At 46.3% G+C, this 19,017-nt stretch carries 8 protein-coding genes; 2 read left to right on the top strand and 6 right to left on the bottom strand.

Going from position 1 to position 19,017, the window contains the following annotated elements; all coding sequences use genetic code 11:
* Positions 1-74 precede the first annotated feature (74 nt).
* From U0033_RS00545 to U0033_RS00535, 3 genes are all read right to left on the bottom strand, one after another.
* A complete protein-coding gene (locus tag U0033_RS00545; RefSeq protein ID WP_072357269.1) occupies positions 75-278 on the bottom strand; it encodes a heavy-metal-associated domain-containing protein in 204 nt (67 codons plus the stop codon).
* Positions 279-282: 4 nt separating this feature from the next.
* The gene (locus U0033_RS00540) at positions 283-2,430 is read right to left on the bottom strand and encodes a heavy metal translocating P-type ATPase (RefSeq protein WP_072357268.1); all 2,148 of its coding nucleotides are present in this window, start codon (positions 2,428-2,430) and stop codon (positions 283-285) included.
* Between the two features lie 66 nt (positions 2,431-2,496).
* A complete protein-coding gene (locus U0033_RS00535; RefSeq protein WP_072357267.1) occupies positions 2,497-3,060 on the bottom strand; it encodes a helix-turn-helix domain-containing protein in 564 nt (187 codons plus the stop codon).
* 49 nt (positions 3,061-3,109) lie between these two features.
* On the opposite strand from U0033_RS00535, the gene U0033_RS00530 reads away from it, so the two are divergent.
* Both U0033_RS00530 and U0033_RS00525 read left to right on the top strand, forming a co-directional pair.
* Complete coding sequence (locus tag U0033_RS00530; RefSeq protein WP_072357266.1) at positions 3,110-8,575, top strand: carboxypeptidase-like regulatory domain-containing protein; 5,466 nt, start codon at positions 3,110-3,112, stop codon at positions 8,573-8,575.
* A 166-nt stretch (positions 8,576-8,741) separates the two neighbouring features.
* Positions 8,742-9,566 (top strand): hypothetical protein, encoded by an 825-nt coding sequence (locus tag U0033_RS00525; RefSeq protein ID WP_072357265.1) that lies wholly within the window; start codon positions 8,742-8,744, stop codon positions 9,564-9,566.
* A 20-nt stretch (positions 9,567-9,586) separates the two neighbouring features.
* On the opposite strand, the gene U0033_RS00520 is transcribed toward U0033_RS00525, so the two are convergent.
* From U0033_RS00520 to U0033_RS00510, 3 genes are all read right to left on the bottom strand, one after another.
* On the bottom strand, positions 9,587-13,456 hold the full coding sequence (locus U0033_RS00520) for a PAS domain-containing hybrid sensor histidine kinase/response regulator (RefSeq protein WP_072357264.1): 3,870 nt from the start codon (positions 13,454-13,456) through the stop codon (positions 9,587-9,589).
* A 265-nt stretch (positions 13,457-13,721) separates the two neighbouring features.
* The gene (locus U0033_RS00515; RefSeq protein WP_218163984.1) at positions 13,722-16,046 is read right to left on the bottom strand and encodes a glycoside hydrolase family 3 C-terminal domain-containing protein; all 2,325 of its coding nucleotides are present in this window, start codon (positions 16,044-16,046) and stop codon (positions 13,722-13,724) included.
* Positions 16,047-16,066: 20 nt separating this feature from the next.
* The gene (locus U0033_RS00510) at positions 16,067-18,982 is read right to left on the bottom strand and encodes a TonB-dependent receptor (RefSeq protein ID WP_072357263.1); all 2,916 of its coding nucleotides are present in this window, start codon (positions 18,980-18,982) and stop codon (positions 16,067-16,069) included.
* Between the last annotated feature and the right edge of the window lie 35 nt (positions 18,983-19,017).

The raw sequence follows: 19,017 nt of genomic DNA, 5'->3' as shown, positions 1-19,017 counted from the left end.
ACTTTATCAATAAAGCTTATTTGTTGGCAACGCAACACAAAAAAAGCCGCTATCCAGCGGCTTCCTATTTTCAGTTACATCTCACTTGCCTTATATCCTGCAGCTGCTATCTGCTTTATCACTTCCGCTGCTGATATTCCTTTATCGTCACTAACTGTTAAAATCTTATCAGGATTCGTAGTGTCCACTTTCCATCCATCCTTCGCTGCGGATGCATCTAAATAAGGCGTTACTTTCGCCACACAGGCATCGCATTTAATATTCGTCTTGAATTGCATATTATTATAGTTTAGTCCATTTTAATCTTAAACTGTTACTTACTACCGATACAGAACTTAAAGCCATCGCAGCACCTGCAATCATCGGATCTAACTGGAACCCATTTACAGGATACAGCACACCAGCGGCCAGCGGAATACCAATTACATTGTAAATAAAAGCCCAAAACAGGTTCTGCCTGATCGTCCGGACGGTGAGCTTAGATAAAGCCAAAGCCCGCGGAATCGCTTGTAAATCGGCCGTAATGAGGGTCATCCTGGCCACATCCATCGCAATGTCAGAACCCTTGCCCATCGCAATGCTCACATCTGCCAGTGCCAGCGCCTGGCTATCATTGATCCCGTCACCTGCCATCGCCACTACCTTGCCCTGCTGTTGTAATTCTTTTACGAAAGCCGCCTTATCCCCCGGCAGCATCCCTGCCTTATAATGTTCAATACCTACTGATTGTGCCACCGCTGCTGCCGTCTTTTCATTATCGCCGGTCAGCATATACACCGCTATACCCTGTTGTTTCAGCGCAGCAATCGCACTCACAGAACCGGGTTTTACCTTATCGCTGATATTGATTGAACCCACGATTGTATCATCTTCTGAGAGGATGATCGTTGCAGTGCTATCCGTTTTTATATTCAGCAAAGCCGCATTACCGGCCAGGTAACGATGACCATTATAGGTAGCCGCAATCCCTTTACCCGTGATACTTTCAATCTGTGAAAGTTTTACCGGCTGCACACCTGCTCCCTGCAAATGATGCACGACTGCCAGTGCCAGTGGATGCTCAGATTGCAATTCCATCGCTAATAACACAGGCAGTAAGGCTTCCTTAACTGACATACTTTCCACCGTTGGCATTCCTTCCGTAATCGTACCTGTTTTATCTAACAACAATACATTCGTTTTATATCCTTTCTCCAGGCTTTCCGCATCCCTGATCAGGATATTATTATCCGCACCACGCCCAATGCCAACCATGATCGCCGTAGGCGTGGCCAATCCCAAAGCACAGGGACATGCAATGACTAATACCGTCACCGCTGCCAGCAAACCATGGGTAAAGTCGCCAGCCAATAAATACCAGACTGCAAAGGTCAGGATCGCAATACTGATCACCACCGGCACAAAAATGCCCGCAATTTTGTCGACAAGTTGCTGCACCGGCGCCCTGCTTCCCTGTGCCTCCTGCACCATGCGGATGATCTGCGCCAGTACTGTATCAGCGCCCACCTTCTCTGCTTTGAACTGAAAACTGCCCTGCTGATTGATCGTGCCTGCAAATACTGCTGTACCTTTCTCTTTCAGCACAGGCACAGGTTCGCCACTGATCATACTCTCATCTACATAAGACATTCCCTCTGCTACTGTACCATCCACCGGAATACGATTACCGGGTTTCACCAGGATCAGGTCATTCACCTGCACAGCTTCCAACGGTACTTCTGCCTGCTCCTGACCATGCATTACAATCACCGTCTTTGGCTGTAAGCCCATCAGTTTTTTCAGTGCGGAAGAGGTATTTGATTTCGCTTTTTCTTCCAGCAATTTTCCCAATGATACAAATGCCACCACGACTGCTGCTGCTTCGAAATATACATGCGCATGCAAACCGCTGGACATCCAGAATTGCGGATTGATTGTATTAAAGACGCTGAAAATCCAGGCGATGCCGGTACTAAGTGCAACCAGGGTATCCATATTGGCCTTTTTATGCCTGGCCTGTTTCCAGGCATTCACAAAAAAGCCTTTGCCCACCCAGAACACTACCGGTGTGGACAATACACACATCATCCAGTTGGCATAAGGTATATTCATAAAGAACATCCCAATCACCACGACCGGCAATGACAATATAATCGCAATAATAGTTCGGGTCTTTAAAGCCTGGTAATGGCTTTGTTGTGCCTGCTGCTGGATCTCTTCCCTGTTGTGGGTATCAATGACGAGGTCATAACCTACACTACGCAATGCATTCCGCATCCCTTCGGGCTTAGCCTGTTCTTCGTCATAGGTGACGAGGGCTGTCTGGTTAGCGAAGTTGACATTCGCCTCCTGTACACCCGGAACTGACTTCAGCATGGAGGTAACGCTTGCAGCACAGGCAGCGCAACTCATTTCCAGCACAGGAAAGGTTTCTTTTATAATGTGTCCCATGGTACAAAGGTACCATGGCCCGGGGGAAGGGCTGTTATATGATGCGGTATAAAATGTATATAATTATTACACCTGGTCCAATGGCTTGCGGCTGTTTTCCTTCAGCTGGCGGTAAGCAGTTGGCGTCAGACCGGTAATCTTCTTAAACTGCTGGGAAAGGTGCTGTACACTGCTATAACCCAGGTTATCAGCGATCTCACTCAGGTTCATTTCATCGTATTGCAGCAGTTCTTTCACTCTTTCAACACGCTGAAGGATCACGTACTTCTCAATCGTCAATCCTTCTGCGGTACTAAACGCCGTGGAAAGGTAATGATAATCAATGCCGATACTCTCCTGCAAAAATACAGAGAGCTTTGTATTCAAGGTATCGTTATCCTTACCATGAATGAGGTTGATAATCGTCGTTTTGATCTTTTCTACCAGGGCATTCCTTTTATCATCCAATAACTCAAAGCCAAGTTGTTTCAGGTTCTCGCCCAGTACTTTCAGCTGTTCAGGCTGGGGCGCGCCCGCCATGTTCACTTCCCCCAGCGAAATGCTGCTAAAGGGAAGCTGTAGTTTCTCCAGTTCCTGGCTCACCACCAAAATACAACGGTTACAAACCATGTTTTTTATAAACAAATGCATTTGGCAAAGTTATAGTATCTTAGTTACAGGGACAAACAACCGATACGCTTTGAAACAGATATTTATCCTACTCCTGCTGCTGAGCAGCACGCAGGTCTTAGCCCAAAAAGGACTTTCAGGGAGTCCGCAGCAATCCACTTATACTTATATATACCGCATTCCCGACCAGGAATTACTGGCTGTATACAAGTCGAAAAAACAACGGGGGTTTTCAGACAATTTTATGACCCAGCCTGTCGATTCCTTTATCACAACTGATAATAAAGATAACCCATTGCCGCCCGGCAATTACCTGCTGGTCACGGCCAATCACCAAACTTTACAAAGGGCTGTCAGGGTCGTACATAATATCTTTATCAATGTTCTGAATAATAATAAAGACTTTATACTTACCCTGCATACACCGGATGGCAAACAGGTGAATGAGGCAGAAGTTCGCATGGGCAAAAGGACCATTCCTTATAATAAGGAGCTCCATGCATTCTACCTGAAAAAGTATAATGGCAATGGAGGACTTGTGCAGGTAAAGTATCAGAATATCACGAACTTTTTCAGGGTGTATCCTGATAAAAGAGAACTTCAAAATAACGACAACAGCACTGGTAATGATCAGGGCTATCTCTCCTTCAGTAAACCTAAATACAAACCTAATGATACTGTTAAACTAAAATCTTTCCTCCTGGACGAGCACCTGCAGCCGCTTACTGAAGCACTCCAGGTGCGGCTTAGTGCATACGATGGAAAGACAGATACGATCCTGGCTATATTGCACCCCTACCGCCCCGGTGGATATGAATACCAGTTCGTCATGAAAGACAGTATGACCCTGGATGAGACATACACCATTGCATTAGAACCGATCAACAATGAACCTAAATACAGAAGGACAAGCTATATTAGCAACAATTTCTACTTTGAAGAATACGAACTGCAAAAAATAAAACTCAATGCAAGTGTCAATAAGACCAGCACACAACGCCATGAACCCGTCATCCTTACCCTCAGCGCCACTGATGAAAATGGATTACCTATCCTGGACGGCAGACTAAAAATCATTGTCACACCTATCACAACGCCGGAAAAATACAATGCCGATCATTTGTTTCTGCCGGATACCATGTACAATCAAACGATCCCCGTAGAAGCAGTAGGTAAAACAATTGTACAACTACCTGACAGCATCTTCCCGGCAGCACGTTTCAATTATATTATCGATTGCCAGCTGCTCAATGCAGAAAACGAAACGCTCAGCAGCAGCCTGCAGCAAGTCTATTCAGACGAGCTCAAAAAGCTGGACGTACAGCAAAAGAATGATAGCCTGTATATCAATATGATGGTTGCTGGTAAATCCGTTCCGGATACCGCCACCATTTACGAATACGATGAATATAGTACACTGTTAGGCAGCTCACACATACAGATACCCGCCACCATTAAAATACAACCGCATATTGTCAGCTACAATGTTACCAGCGACACCTTGCAGCAAGAGCAAAAAGTCACGCTTACAGAAGACATAAAATGTGAGAGCAAACGTACTCCGGACAGCATTTATTTCAAGGTAAATAACCCCCACAATATTCCATTCTGGTACACCATCTACGGGAATAAAAAAATTAAAGGAAGAGGGTACGGACAGTCACTAAACTGGCAGCATACATCCTCTTCTAAAACTGACTATTACCTCCAGGTGCAGTATATGAATGGCAATCAGATCATCACCAGTCAATTTGATGAAAAATACCAGCGAAAGAAACTGAATGTTGAGATCAAAACACCTGCCACCATTACGCCGGGACAGGAAAGTAATATTGAAATTGCTGTCAGCGACCAGCAGGGTAAGCCCGTAGCCAATGCAGACATAACAGCATATAGTTATACTGCTAAATTTCAGAACGCCCCCGAAATCGTACCTTACCTTGGCAAGGACCGCCCAAATCCTAATTTCAAAAATCAATACTACCACCAGGAGCCGAATCCCGAAACCCAGAATATGGGGCTGAATTTTGCATACTGGTCATCACGCATGCGACTGGATACCATTCTCTGGTACCAGTTCACACATCCATCTCCTGTATTCAGATATGATGAGGCAGCAGCGGACAGCATAACACAGATTGCGCCATTTGTAATGGAAGATGGATACCTTCGTAACGCTGCCATCATCTACATAGATAGGCTGCCCGTATATTTTACAGGCAGCTCCCAACTTGTATATAGTTTCAGGACTACGCCGGGCAAGCATACGATCGAAATAAGAACTGCCGACAGGCTCGTGACCATCGATAGTTTCATGGTGCATACCAATGTGAAAAATTTCGTCAGCATTAACCCCCTCCAGCCAGGACAGAATATCACCGTTGAAAAACAGGATTTCGTATATTCTTCTGCTGAAGCAGACAGGGTGAATCATTATTTTTACAAAGTCGGGCACAACTACGCGGACAAAGCCGGCTATGTAAAGCAGGATAAAAATATTTACTTCCTGTCACCCGGGTATAGTGGTGCCAAGAGCACTGTAGGCCCACTTACAGGCAAAGCCGCTTCACTGGTAATCCCTGATCAGTTTATCCAGAGCTTCGATCCGGAGGAAGGTTACGAATTCCTGATCGCCCCCGGCCTCATCAAGCAAAAACAAACGGGAGCCGTCGTACAGACAGACGCTTATATCAACACCCGCAAAACCGACGATGCACTGGACGACCAGGTACTGACACCCGACATGATAAAGGATTATTTTAATGTACCAAGCCATCCCCGCCTTATTACCGATGGTGATAACAGCGACAAAAGCTACACCGGTAAATTAGAGTTCGACATCCCTGACGACACCAACAATATCAGGTTTTACACCCTGTTGTTCCGCGACGACGAGACTTCTTTTATCAGGGTATTTAATTACAATACTACGCTGATTAAAGGCCTGCGGGAAGGCAGGTACAGGATCATGTTCCTGTATAATAACAATAGATTTTCCATGCAGGATAGTATCTACATCAAAAAAGATGGGATCAACTACTATAGTTTACGCATGCAGCAGCTCTTACCAACAACAGAAATTTCCGCACAGGATTCCCTGCTGATAAAAAATCGCATAGGTTTTGGATTTGAAAAATTAAGGAGAAATATAAACCCGGTCAGGCCGAATGTGACTTATCCAACGAGACTATATCCAACCAGTTCTTTTTCGATCAGAGGTATTGTAAAAGATAAATCCGGCATACCCCTGCCAGGTGCCAGCGTATTTTGGAAAGGAACCAACAAAGGCACCGTAACAGATATGAATGGGGAATTCAAATTGACAGGAACAACCGGGGGCATATTAAAAGTGTCTTATATTGGGTACGAGTCATTGGAAATAAAAGCAGTGCCGAAAAAGCGTTATTATGAGTTCATATTGAAAGAGGTAAGTAATAGCCTGATGGACGTAGTAGTTGTTGGGTATGGTGCCAGCAGAGAGCGTGATAAGAGAAAAAGAAAAACGGCAGACCAGGAGGATGAGCATACTGAAGACATTTCTTCCAAACTGTACGGCAGCCGGGCACCTGATAACAAGGTACTTGCCAACCCTGGTTTCTTCAATCCGGACAACATACACAATGGAGACCAGGAAATGCTGAATGCTGCCATTAGTGTAGAATCAACGGAAGCCCCCAATCCGTTCCGGCTTCGCAGCCACTTTAACGATGCCGCTTTCTGGCAACCCAGGCTGGCCACCGATGCCCGGGGTACCGCTTCTTTCAGCACCGTATTCCCTGACGACATCACCAACTGGCGCGTGTTCGCCCTCGTCATGAACGATCACCAGCAATCCGGTCAGGCCGAAACAAGCATCCGTTCCTTTATGCCTGTCAGTGCCAATCTCGCCCTGCCAAATTTCGCTATAGAAGGCGACAGCATCAATGTAATCGGCAAAGCACTGAACTACACCTCAGACACGCTGCAGATCAGCAGAACATTTGCAGTAAATGATACCACCCACCTGCAGCGCAGCGGTGCCCTCGTTCATTCCATCATCGATACATTGGCAATCACTATTCCGGTGCGGGATAGTATGCGTCTCAAATATACCATCGACAACCGCGATGGTGAACAAAGAAGTATCCCCGTATTCCGTGCAGGAACAAGCGCGGATACCGGCTTCTTTGCAAGCCTGCTGAAAGATAGCTCCCTTACCTTTGCACCTGGCCTGAAGGGGCCTGTGCATGTGCATGCAGAAGTAGCGATCCTGCCTGTACTCATCAAAGAGATGGAGTATGTGCAGAACTATAAATACCTCTGCAATGAACAACTGGCGTCCAAACTGAAAGCCTACCTGCTGGAAAAGAAAGCGAAGGCTTATCTGAACCAGAAATTTGAACACAACAAAGACATCAGCACAATCATTAATCGCCTGAAGAAAACGAAACACCAGGGCATGTGGGGCTGGTGGGAAAATACAAGCCCCAGTCTCTGGATCAGTATTCACGTAATAGAAGCCTTGCGGATGGCAGAAGAAGCCGGCTATACCACCAACATCAACAATGAAATACTGGCCGATGACCTACTCTCTATGTATCATTCCAAAAACAATGTGGACAGCATCGGTTGCCTCATGCTGTTGTCTCAGCTAAAAGCGAAAGTAGACTTTGCAACCATGACATCAGAAATAGTTGCACGTAATGGGTATGATTCCCTGCGCCTGTTGCTCATAAAACAAAGAGAAAACCTAGCCGTAAACCTGAAACCTATCTTAGCCGGGAAACAGGCTACCATGTTTGGCAATGCATATTGGGGTGAGTATAGTTATGCTCTTTTCCAAAGCAGTATCTCACAAACCCTGCTGGTCTATAAACTGTTGCGTGCAACGGGAGGATATGATGAGATGCTACAAAAGATCAGGGGTTATTTCCTGGAAGAAAGAAAAAATGGTCAGTGGAGAAATACCTACGAGTCTTCTGAGATCCTTGAAACCATCCTGCCTGATTTGTTAAAGGCAGAAGGCCAGGGAAAAGCAAGTCTGCAGGTGAATGGACATACCATTACAAAGTTCCCTTTTGATTCGACTATCACAGCAGGCAATTCAGTTGCCTTCACTAAAAAGGGTGGCATGCCGGTGTACCTGACAGGAACACAGACGTATTGGGATGCCTCTCCGGACCCCGTATCAAAGTCTTTCGAAGTGAGTAGCCGCTTAGATCAGCCGGTATTGGAAACAGGGAAGAAAGTGACCTTAACTGTGACTGTAAATGCAAAAGCCGATGCTGATTATGTGATGATAGAAATTCCGGTTCCCGCAGGTTGCTCTTATGCCAGTAAACCACAGCAATGGTATAATAACGAGGTACACCGGGAATATGAAAAGGAAATGGTGAGCATATTCTGTAGTACGCTTTATTGGGGGCAGCACACCTTTACCATCGAACTGATGCCAAGATATACGGGCAAATACATTTTAAATCCGGCGAAGGCAACGATGCAGTATTTCCCATTATTCATGGGGCGTACGGGTATAAAGAAAGTAACAATACAATAACAAAACTGATATACCAGGTCTGCGCGGTTCAGGCAAACGCGCAGACCTGTTTTAATACGCTAAAAAATAAACTTCACTGATTATTACCCCTTTATCCCTCCTGCTTCCATCATGAAAAAACAAACCGAAATTAACTACCTTTGCGCCGGTCTTACAAAACATCATCATGCGAAAGTATTTACCTTTTCTGCTCACCGGCCTCCTGTGCAGCTGTGCAGAAAATGCGAAAAAGCCCTTACCTGACGCAGACAGCTCCCTTACCGTATATGAACAGTCTGCCAGTTCCACGTTCAGTCCTCTTCCCGATAAAATCATCTCGGAAAGGACCAATGGCAGCGTCACGCTTTTAGATACCATCGACGGAAAGCCACTCGTTTCTCTGAATGACAACGTTCTGCTGGATGCTACCATGCCTAAAAACGGCTGGTCAGAAACCAGTATCGAAGTAGCTGTCAGTGCCGCCCAGGAAAAGAATATGATCATTAAAAAAGGGCAGACACTCACCCTCGCCGGCAAAGTAGTCGGTAAAGCGCTGGATGACCTGCACCTGGCCACCACAGGCGAAAATATGCAGAAAGAACTGACGGGGTATTTCTTTGGCTATATCCGGAAAAAAGACATCAAACCGGGTTCTGTAATCGAAACTGCCCTCGCGGAATTCCTGCATACACATAGCGGCAGATTGCTGCCTGATATGCAGCCTTTTATCAAACAGTTCCAGCTGGAAAATACAGTTGTAAATGCACCTTTCCTGGAGTATTACAACTATGATAACACCGTGGATGATCCTTCGCCTTTATATAGGATTGTACTGGTGTTTTATAAGAATACTTTGATTGGTGCCGTAGCTGCCAGGCCACTTGCACTGGGTAATGCAAAAGCGCAAAGCCTGGAAAGAGGGTTTACAGGGTATTTCTTCCCGGATACAGATCAAAAGGTCATTGATGAGTATGTGAAGTTGTTCAATACTTTTATAACAAACGTAGATTAAGCAACAGCCTGAATTATCTGCTAACTTAACTGCTTCTCAATATAATTCTCCACCAGCCGGATCGCCTTACTGATCTTTTCCCTGGCCTCAACCGCCAGCTCCTGTAAGGCCTCCGGCTGTATATTTTTCAGCCCCTCTATCAGCTCCGCCAATAAGGCAATATCCATCAGGCCCACTGTCAGCGCCACACCCCTCAGTTTATGCCCCCAGCCATTGATCGTCAACACATTCTCCCCTTTCAATACACTCTCAAAATCCGCCATCAGGCGGTTAAATTCTCCCACCGTCAATGTCAGGATCTCCTTTATAAACGCCGGTTCATCATCTCCCAGGTACGTCCTCAGGTAATTTATATCCAGCACCTCCTTTCTATCTTCCAATTCCTCCGGCTCCTGTGGCTTTTCCAGCCGCAACCATTTATTAAACATTGCCACCATCGTATTCTCTACAAACGGCTTCGCCATAAAATCATCCATCCCCGCCTCTATGCACTTCTCCCGCTCTCCCATCACATTCCCTGCCGTCAGCGCTATAATAGGTACCCTGAACCCAGGATATTCCTCCCTGATCTTCCGCGAAGCCTCATACCCGTTCATTTCCGGCATCTGTATATCCATCAGGATAATATCCGGCATCACATGACTCAAAATCGCCAAGGCCACCTTCCCATTCACCGCCTCATGAATCACAGCCGCAGGTGCTATGCGGTGAATGATCGTCGTAGCCAGGAACATATTAATCGGGTTATCTTCCACTACCAGTACATTGAATCCATCCCCCCGCAAATTCTTCCCGCCATAATCCACGACCTCGGGCATATTTTCTTCTTTCTTAAATAAACGTGACAGGGCATTATACATCTCCTGCATCTTAATGGGTTTTACAAGACGTTGTTGTACATGCAGGCGTTCACAGGATTTGATGATCCTTTCATCATCAGAGGAACTATGCAATAGAATTATTTTCTGCCGGGGATCCGTATCAAAATTCTTCCTGATCTTCTCAATCGTCTCTATCCCATCCATAAAAGGCATGTGATAGTCCATCAGTATCACATCAAAATTGTCCTTCTTCGACAAGATCTCCAGGGCTTCAAACCCGTTCCTTGCTTCCACAAAACTGATTCCTTTCAGGAAAAGCATCTCCCGCAGAATCACCCGGTTGTTATCATTGTCATCCACGATCAATACATGTTTGACCATGTCAATGCCTTCCCAGTGCACCCGCTCCCCATGTTCCGTTTTTACCTTGATGTCAAAGTAAAAGCGACTGCCTTTGCCCGCCTCACTATCCAGCTGCAAATAGCTCCCCATGAGTGCCAGCAGTTTATTGGAAATGGTCAGACCTAAACCCGTACCACCATATTTCTTCGTCGTAGATACATCCTCCTGCAGGAATGCTTCAAAAATCTTGTGCACCTTCTCCGGACGTATACCGATCCCCGTATCCCGCACTTCAAACCTCAGGTGGTCTTCCTCTTCCAGCTGCGTAACCTTCAGTTCAATCTCCCCGGCAGGGGTAAATTTCACCGCATTGCCCATCAGGTTCACCAGTATCTGTTTCAAACGCACCTCATCGATATATACAAAACGGGGCAGGTTGGAAGATACGTTCAGCAACAGTTCCAGACCCTTGTTCTGTGCCTGGTAACTGATAATATCACTCGCCTGGCTACAGAACTCATACAGGTCTACCTTATCAATATCCAGTTCCAATTTACCCGCTTCTATCTTAGAGAAGTCGAGGATATCATTGATAATGCTTAAAAGGGCATTTGCAGACTGATTTACGATAGATAAGTACTGGCTTTGAGATTCTGTCAGGTGTGTCTTTAAAACGAGATCTGTGAAGCCAATAACCCCATTTAACGGGGTCCTGATTTCATGGCTCATATTCGCCAGGAATTCTGACTTCGCAATATTGGCCTGTTCGGCCTGTATTTTTGCCTTTTTATACTCTTCCTGTTGCAGATACGCCTGGGTAATATCCTGTGTGAACATCATGATGCCACCTATCTTTCCATCGTACCGGAACCAGGGTCGCACTTCCCAGCGCAGGTACTGATCATGATCCCAACCATCCGGCCGCCATACATCATTATTTTCTGTCAGTACCTCTCCAGCCATGGCCCTTTCATGAATCTTTTTCCATTCAGCAGATATGTTTGGGAAAACATCGTAGTGGGAGACACCCAATACATTTCGCCCCCGGATCTGGAACTCTTCCAGCCAGCGGCGGCTCACCGCAATGTAACGCATCTCTTCATCGAACATGGCCACTGCCGCCGGCGCATGCTCCACAAAAGTGGATAGCCGGAGTTTCTGCGTTTTGAGTTCTATCTCTGCCAGTTTTTTTTCGGTGATATCCTGCAGGGTACCGAAGAGCCGTTTACATTTCCCATTAGCATCAAACTGTGCACTGCCCCTGCTTCTCACCCAGCGTTCATTGGCTTTTTCGGTAATGATCTCCAGTTCCAGGTTGAAAGGATTGCCGTTAGCAATTGTAGCTGCCAGCGCCTCCTGCATCCGCCTCCGGTTTTCACCCTCTTTGTAAAAACGCATGCCATTGCTGAAATGCGCCGGTTCTTCCATGTTAACTTCCAGTATCTCACGCGTTACGTCGGACCAAAAAACATCGCCGTTCCGCATGTCAATTTCCCAGGCACCAATGCGCGCCACCCTGTTCGTGCGTTCCAGCATTTCGGTAGAGCGCTTCAATGCCTTTTCCAGCTGGAAATGAGCGGTTATATCGTTTGCGTTGGATATGACGTAATCATCAACCAGTACATTATTGTAATGAAGAATAATGGGGGTGCCGTCCTTCTTCAGCACTTTCATAAGGCCGTTTAGTTTGCCGGCAGTCCTGATCTGGTCCAGGTATTCCTGTACTTCGCCGTGAAGTGCTTTTGGTGCAATATCAAACAGGCTGTAACCAGCCAGTTCCTTGAGTGTATAGCCCAGTCCCGCGGCACCGGCTTCATTGGCAGATAGAAAATATCCATTCAGGTCATGCGTGCACATCAGGCCGGGAGAATTTTCGAAAAAGGTGCGGAAGTTGCGCTCGCTTTCACTTAATAATTTTTCCTTCCTGCGCTCTTCCGTGATATCTTTGCCAATGCTGAAAATATCTTTGGTATCAGGTTCGGCGGTCGCCACCCAGGAGATGGTACGCCATTCGCCGGATTTAGTTCGGAGCCTGTTTTCAAAAGCAATGGTTGACTTGCCTGCGATCATATTTTTGGTTTCGATCAGAGAGGCAGGCAGGTCATCAGGATGGATCATATCCAGGATGTTCAGCTGCAACATTTCCTCAGGAGAATAGCCGAATATATGAGTGTAGGCAGCATTTACTTTTTTGAACTGACCGGTAGATGAAGTAAAGCCTACCAGGTTATCAGAGAGCAGGAAGAGCTTTTCTAAGTAAAAGACTTCTTCTTTCTGACGACGGTTCAGGATCAGGGTCATGATCTCGTTGGCAATGAGCTGAAGAACATGACGCTGCGTGTCCTGCAACTGACGGGGCTGTTCATCCATTACACAGATTGCACCAAGAATGGAGCCCTCCGGGTCGCGAATGGGGTAGCCGGCAAAAAAGCGAAAAAAATTGCCTTCGCCGGAATCAGGTTTTTCTACCGGGCTGTTGGTAAGCAGGATCTCTTCAGTGAAGGACCATTCCCGGGGAACTTCGCGGAAGTTGAGTCCGATAGCGGATTTGAGCCATTGGCGGTCCTGGTCGGGAAACGTAATGCAGGCTGCGCCTGTATTGCAGGTGAGAGCTGCTAAAGTCGTGAGCCTGTCGAATTCCTCTTCGGGCGCTGAGTCAAGTATGTGATAGCCAGCCAGTGTTTTCAATCTTTCGGCTTCATTCTGAGTAGTACCGGTTGCTTGCATATAATTTGGACCATAATGAGATCAAATATTATATAACACGCAATTATTAAAACTGTTCATAATAAACAGCCGAAATAAATATGGTAAGGAAGGTTTTTTCCGGCGAGGCCATGGGAGCAGTTTCTAATACAGCCGCCCATGCATGGCAATAGAAAATTCATGAAAGAGGAAATTCACCAACGGGCATGAAAAATATTTTCAGAAATAAAAAAGCGGTGACCCGAAATATCAGATCACCGCCCTCTGCCATAAGTAAATTCCCTTACTATTGTACCTGTTTCAACATCGCATCCAGCATTTCTTCTGTAAACTTACCACCCCCCATCGTTACCAACTTACTTACAGGCATTTCATTCAGGATCGCCACCATCATCGCCTGCATCTTCTTCTTCGCTTCCACCTGCGCAGGCGTAAGCGGCTCCTTACTTTCTCCTCCTCCAAACATGGTTCCCATTCCTTCCATTAACTTTGCATATACTGCCTTCCCTTTCGGATGATTCGCAAAATCCTTCAATAAAGAATTCCTCGTTAGCGGCGGATATAACATATGCGTCGCTGTTACATCCAGCTCCTGGTGCAGCGGCAGATCTGCCGAAGAACCTCCTGCCAGTATATTGTATTTCCCTGTAGTCGTTTGCCAGTCATGTACCTGCTCATTATAATAAGCATAGTCACGATAACCTAATACAAAATCTACTGTCTTTTCCTCTCCCGGCTGCAACAACACCTTCGCAAAATGCTTCAACTCCTTCTCCGGCCGGATCACCGTTGTTCCCATATCCTGCACGTACAACTGCACCACTTCCTTCCCTGCTACCCTGCCCGTATTCTTCACTTTCACATGCACCGTTACCGCATCATTATCATTCACACTTGTCTTATCTGCCGATATACCTGTATATGCAAAGGTGGTATAACTCAAACCATAGCCGAATGGAAACAAAGGTTTCACCTTTTTCTTATCATAATACCTGTACCCGATAAAAATGCCCTCGCCATACAAAGTATTCCCATTCTTTCCCGGGAAGTTGAAATAAGCAGGCGTATCTTCCAGTCGTACTGCAAATGATTCGGACAATTTACCGGAAGGATTCACCTTTCCCGTCAATACATCCGCTATCGCACCACTGCCTGCCTGGCCACCTAACCATGCTTCCACGATCCCTTTTACTTTATCTGTCCAGGGCATACTTACCGCACCTCCATTCATCAGTACCACCACGGTATTCGGTTGCACCTTTGCCACACTTTCAACCAGGCGGTTGAACGCCGCAGGCATATCAATACTCGTCCGGTCAAAGCCCTCACTCTCATATGAATCCGGCAGGCCCACAAACACCACTGCCACATCACTGTTCTTTGCCGTCTGCTGCGCTTCAGCAATCAGCTCATCGTTCGTCGTGGCATCTGCTGTATACCCCGCTGCATAAGCAACATTGCCCATCACTGCATACACATTGTCTACCTGCGTTGGGTTCACCTGCGAACTACCTGCTCCCTGGTAACGGGGCGTCTTTGCAAAACCACCGATCAGTGCTACCTTCTTTCCCTTTGCCAGCGGCAATACATTTTGATTCTTCAACAACACAATACACTCACTGCTTACTTCCCTTGCCAGTGCATGATGCGCAGTTTTATCATAAGTGGCGCCTTCCTTATGCAATGCACTTGTTTGTAAAAACAGAGCCAGCGTCTGAGTCACCAACTCATCCAGTCTTGCAACTGATAAGGTGCCATTATTCACCGCTGCAATGATGGCATGATCATTTAGCCCTCCATTTCCCGGCATCTCCAAATTCAATCCTGCTTTTACGCCTTCCACCCTGTCATTCACCGCACCCCAGTCACTCACTACAAAACCTTTAAATCCCCATTGCTGTCTCAAGATCGTATCCAGCAATAACGCATTTTGCGATGCGTAGGTACCATTCAGTTTATTGTAAGAACACATCACCGTCCAGGGTTGGGCTTCCTTTACTGCCAGCTCAAATGCAGGTAAATAGATCTCATGCAGGGTGCGCTCATCCAGCTCCGAATTATTCGTCAATCGTTCGAACTCCTGGTTATTTGCTGCAAAGTGTTTCAGCGAAGTTCCAACACCCTGGCTTTGTACACCATTGATCAAAGCTGCGGCCATCTTACCTGCCAGTACCGGGTCTTCCGAAAAATACTCAAAGTTCCTTCCTCCCAGTGGCGAGCGTTTCATATTCACACCCGGCCCTAATAAGAACTGTACGTTATTCGCCTGGCATTCCTCACCCAGGGCTACGCCCATCCTGGTTAACAATTCAGGGTTCCAGCCGGAAGCCAGGCCTGCCGCCGTTGGAAAACAGGTAGCAGGTACTGAATTCGTAAAATCCGTGCCCACCGCCTTGCGCAATCCATGCGGACCATCCGTCATAAACACCGAAGGAATACCCGCTTTCTCATTCGGTTTTGTACTCCAGAAATCACGCCCGGAACACAATGCGGCTTTCTCTTCCAATGTCATTTTTGAAACCAGCGCTTTTGCCTGCGCCGTATAATCTACCTGGGCAAAAGTAATCTGAGCCCATGCCATACATGCTACAATACTTCCGATTTTTTTCATGTTGTGTATTTTGAGGTATATTAAAACTCATAGGAAAGAGAAGCCCAGAAGCTACGTGGCAAAATCGTTCTTCCTGCCATGGCACTACCTTTTGTAACGGTACTAAAGTTTCTGAACTGGTCACCTCTCACATCTCCTTCAGTAAGGGTTCTTGTATTCAGCAGGTTATCTGCCCACACGCGAACATTTATTTTCTTTGAGATATCATAACCTGCACCCGCTCTCATGGTTACATAAGCCGGCAGTTTGTAACTATCTGATGGTGCTGTAAAACGGCTGCCAATATAGTTTGCAGACAGGTTCAGGTTAAAGCCTTTCAGGTCATAGGTTACTGACAACTCCGTATTCAATGCTGGCACACGCTCTGTTTTCTTACCGGTAAAACTATAGGTCGTATCACCCATTTCTGCCAGTACAGCGGAGTTGGTATTGGTGGATGCTTTGTAATCCGTATATCTTGAATCCTGCAGTGTACCAGTCAGACGGAAGCCGAGGTTCTTAACAGGCCTGTAAGAGATTTCATACTCCGCACTGTAAGTACGGGTAGAACCGAATGACAGGAGGCTCTGTAAACCTGCCGATGCGGTGGGCACTGCAATCGTGAGCGATACATTTTTGATCGCTGAATAACTTGCAGATGCAAAGAGCGACAGCGGACCTTCTGCATATTTCACGCCTACTTCTCCTAAGTAAACCGGGCGTTTCTTAATAGCAGCCGGATCAAACTGGGTTGCATTATAATCTGAGATATTCGGTGCATTATACGCCCTCGTTGCACGTGCGAACATTGCCAGCGCATTACTGATCTTATAGTTCATACCCAGGGATGCCGCCCAGTTGGTATTGCTTTGTGTATAGGCCGTGTAGCCAGCGATAGTAGTGCTTGCAGCCACAGTAGGATCAGGATTACCGGAAGCATCCTTTCCATAGTAAGGACGTTTGCCATCAATATTATCATTATCAAGTCTGAAACCTACATCCAGTCTCCACCTGTCATTTAGTGTGATCTCATCTGTTGCATAGGCTGACAGGGTTCTTGTATTGCCGATCAGTGAAGCTACGGACAACGCGATCATACCATCACCTGAAGGACTGCTCAGCAGGCGGCGGCCATGCTCTTTCATTTCCTGGAAGAAGAAGAAATTGTAATTAGGTCCGTTGTTTACATTGAACTGGTACAAGCCCGCACCCAATGTAAGGGAATGTTTATTGATTTTCTTTTTAAAATCGAGATAATCTATAATCTGCTTATCCTTATTTTGCTGACCAATAGCATAGGTGCTCACGATGTAATCACCTGCTTTCATTGCCGCAGCCTTTCCATCTGAATGGTAGTAGGTAGAAGTACCATTCCACTGGGAAGCGCCAACCGGGATCCCTACAGTATATGCAGTGCTTGCAGACTGATAACGGAAATTGTTATTAATGGTCCAGCCATTGTCTGTAGTATAGTTGAATTGGAAGCCACCGGAACCGAGTTTGGTATGAATACCATCAGCCATATCATAGTTGTGTAAAGTGCCACCTGCATCAGTATAACTCCATTTGGTATCAGGCGTTGCCATAGATTGTGAAAAGAGATCATACCCGTTAAGTGGCTTAGGTTTACCACTACCATCATATGCGTAGTAAGAAGGCAGCATCCATTGTACTTTATCGTTCAGGTATTTACCATATACGCGGATAAACCCATTCCTGTTTTTAAAATCGAAGGTCATATTACCTTTGATCTGTCCACCCTGGTTAGCAGTATAGGAAGGAGGCACCACGCCTTTGTCAGTGCGATAGAAACCCCCGATATTATACTTGACATTATCGCTGAGGTGGCCGCCGGTATTGAAGTCTACACGATACAGGGATTGAGACATACCGGAAGTTACTTTCACTTTACCGTACTGACGATCGCCACCTGTATAGCTCAGGTTGTTCACGACAGCACCAGGTGTATTGCTCAGTAAAATCGCGGCATTGCCACCCCTGATTGCTTCCACGCCTTTGATGGTCAGGTCAGTTTTATAGTATTGGTCTGCAGAAGGAATAGAGTTAAAACCGGTAGGTACCACGGGCAATCCATCTTCCATAATACCCAGGAAGATGTAACCACCCTGTTGCGGAAAGCCGCGTACCCATACATTGCCCGGGCCATCGCCACCAGTGCTTTCTACTGTCAGACCGGGAATAGCTTTCAGCAGGTCGGTGGCATTGAGTGGCGCTCTTGTTTCAATATCTTTATTGCTCACGGTGGTGATCGCTACACTGGACTCGATCTTCTTTTTCGGATTACCACCGGTAACTACTACGCCGGAGAGTTGCAGTACGTCTTCTGTGAGTTCGATGGCGAGGTTTACAGGGCCTTCGGACACAGTCACGGGTTGTTCCTTACCGATAAACCCCACAGAAGAGATGCTCATGGTATAAGTGCCCGCAGGAACCTTTTTCAGTTCGAAACGACCGGCGCCATCCGTCAATGCGGAAGCATTGATATTTTTAAGCTGAATGGTGACGCCGGGTAAGAACTCCCCCTTGTTACTCTTTACCGTACCGGAAATGTACCCTTCCTTGTCGGCAGGGGTATTGTCGGTATTGTAAAGGAGCAGCTGATCTTCTACAACCTTGTAGCCAATGTGAAGGGGAAGGAATATTTGCTGGAGGAAGACACTCAATTTCTGGTCTTTGACATTAAAGCTAATGATGCGTTCAGTTCCGATAGCGCTTGCACTGAATATAAAGCGGACACCGGTTTGACCCTGGATGTCGGCAATGATTTTTTTAAGTTCCTTTTTATCGGCATTGAGCGTGACTTTTTTGTCCAGCATGGTCTGCGCCTTTGAAGGCGAAGCATAAACCGAATACATCAGGATGACAGATAGCGCGATTTGCACAGCAGTTACTTTCATTGCGAGCAACATTAAAGCAACAAGTTGCTTATTTTTCATATTTTTACGTGGATTTGATCGTTAAAAAATGGTTT

Origin of the sequence: Chitinophaga sancti (genome assembly GCF_034424315.1) — a bacterium.
GTDB classification, from domain to species: domain Bacteria; phylum Bacteroidota; class Bacteroidia; order Chitinophagales; family Chitinophagaceae; genus Chitinophaga; species Chitinophaga sancti.
Note: the sequence above shows the minus strand (reverse complement) of the source record. Positions and strands in the feature narration are given on the sequence as shown.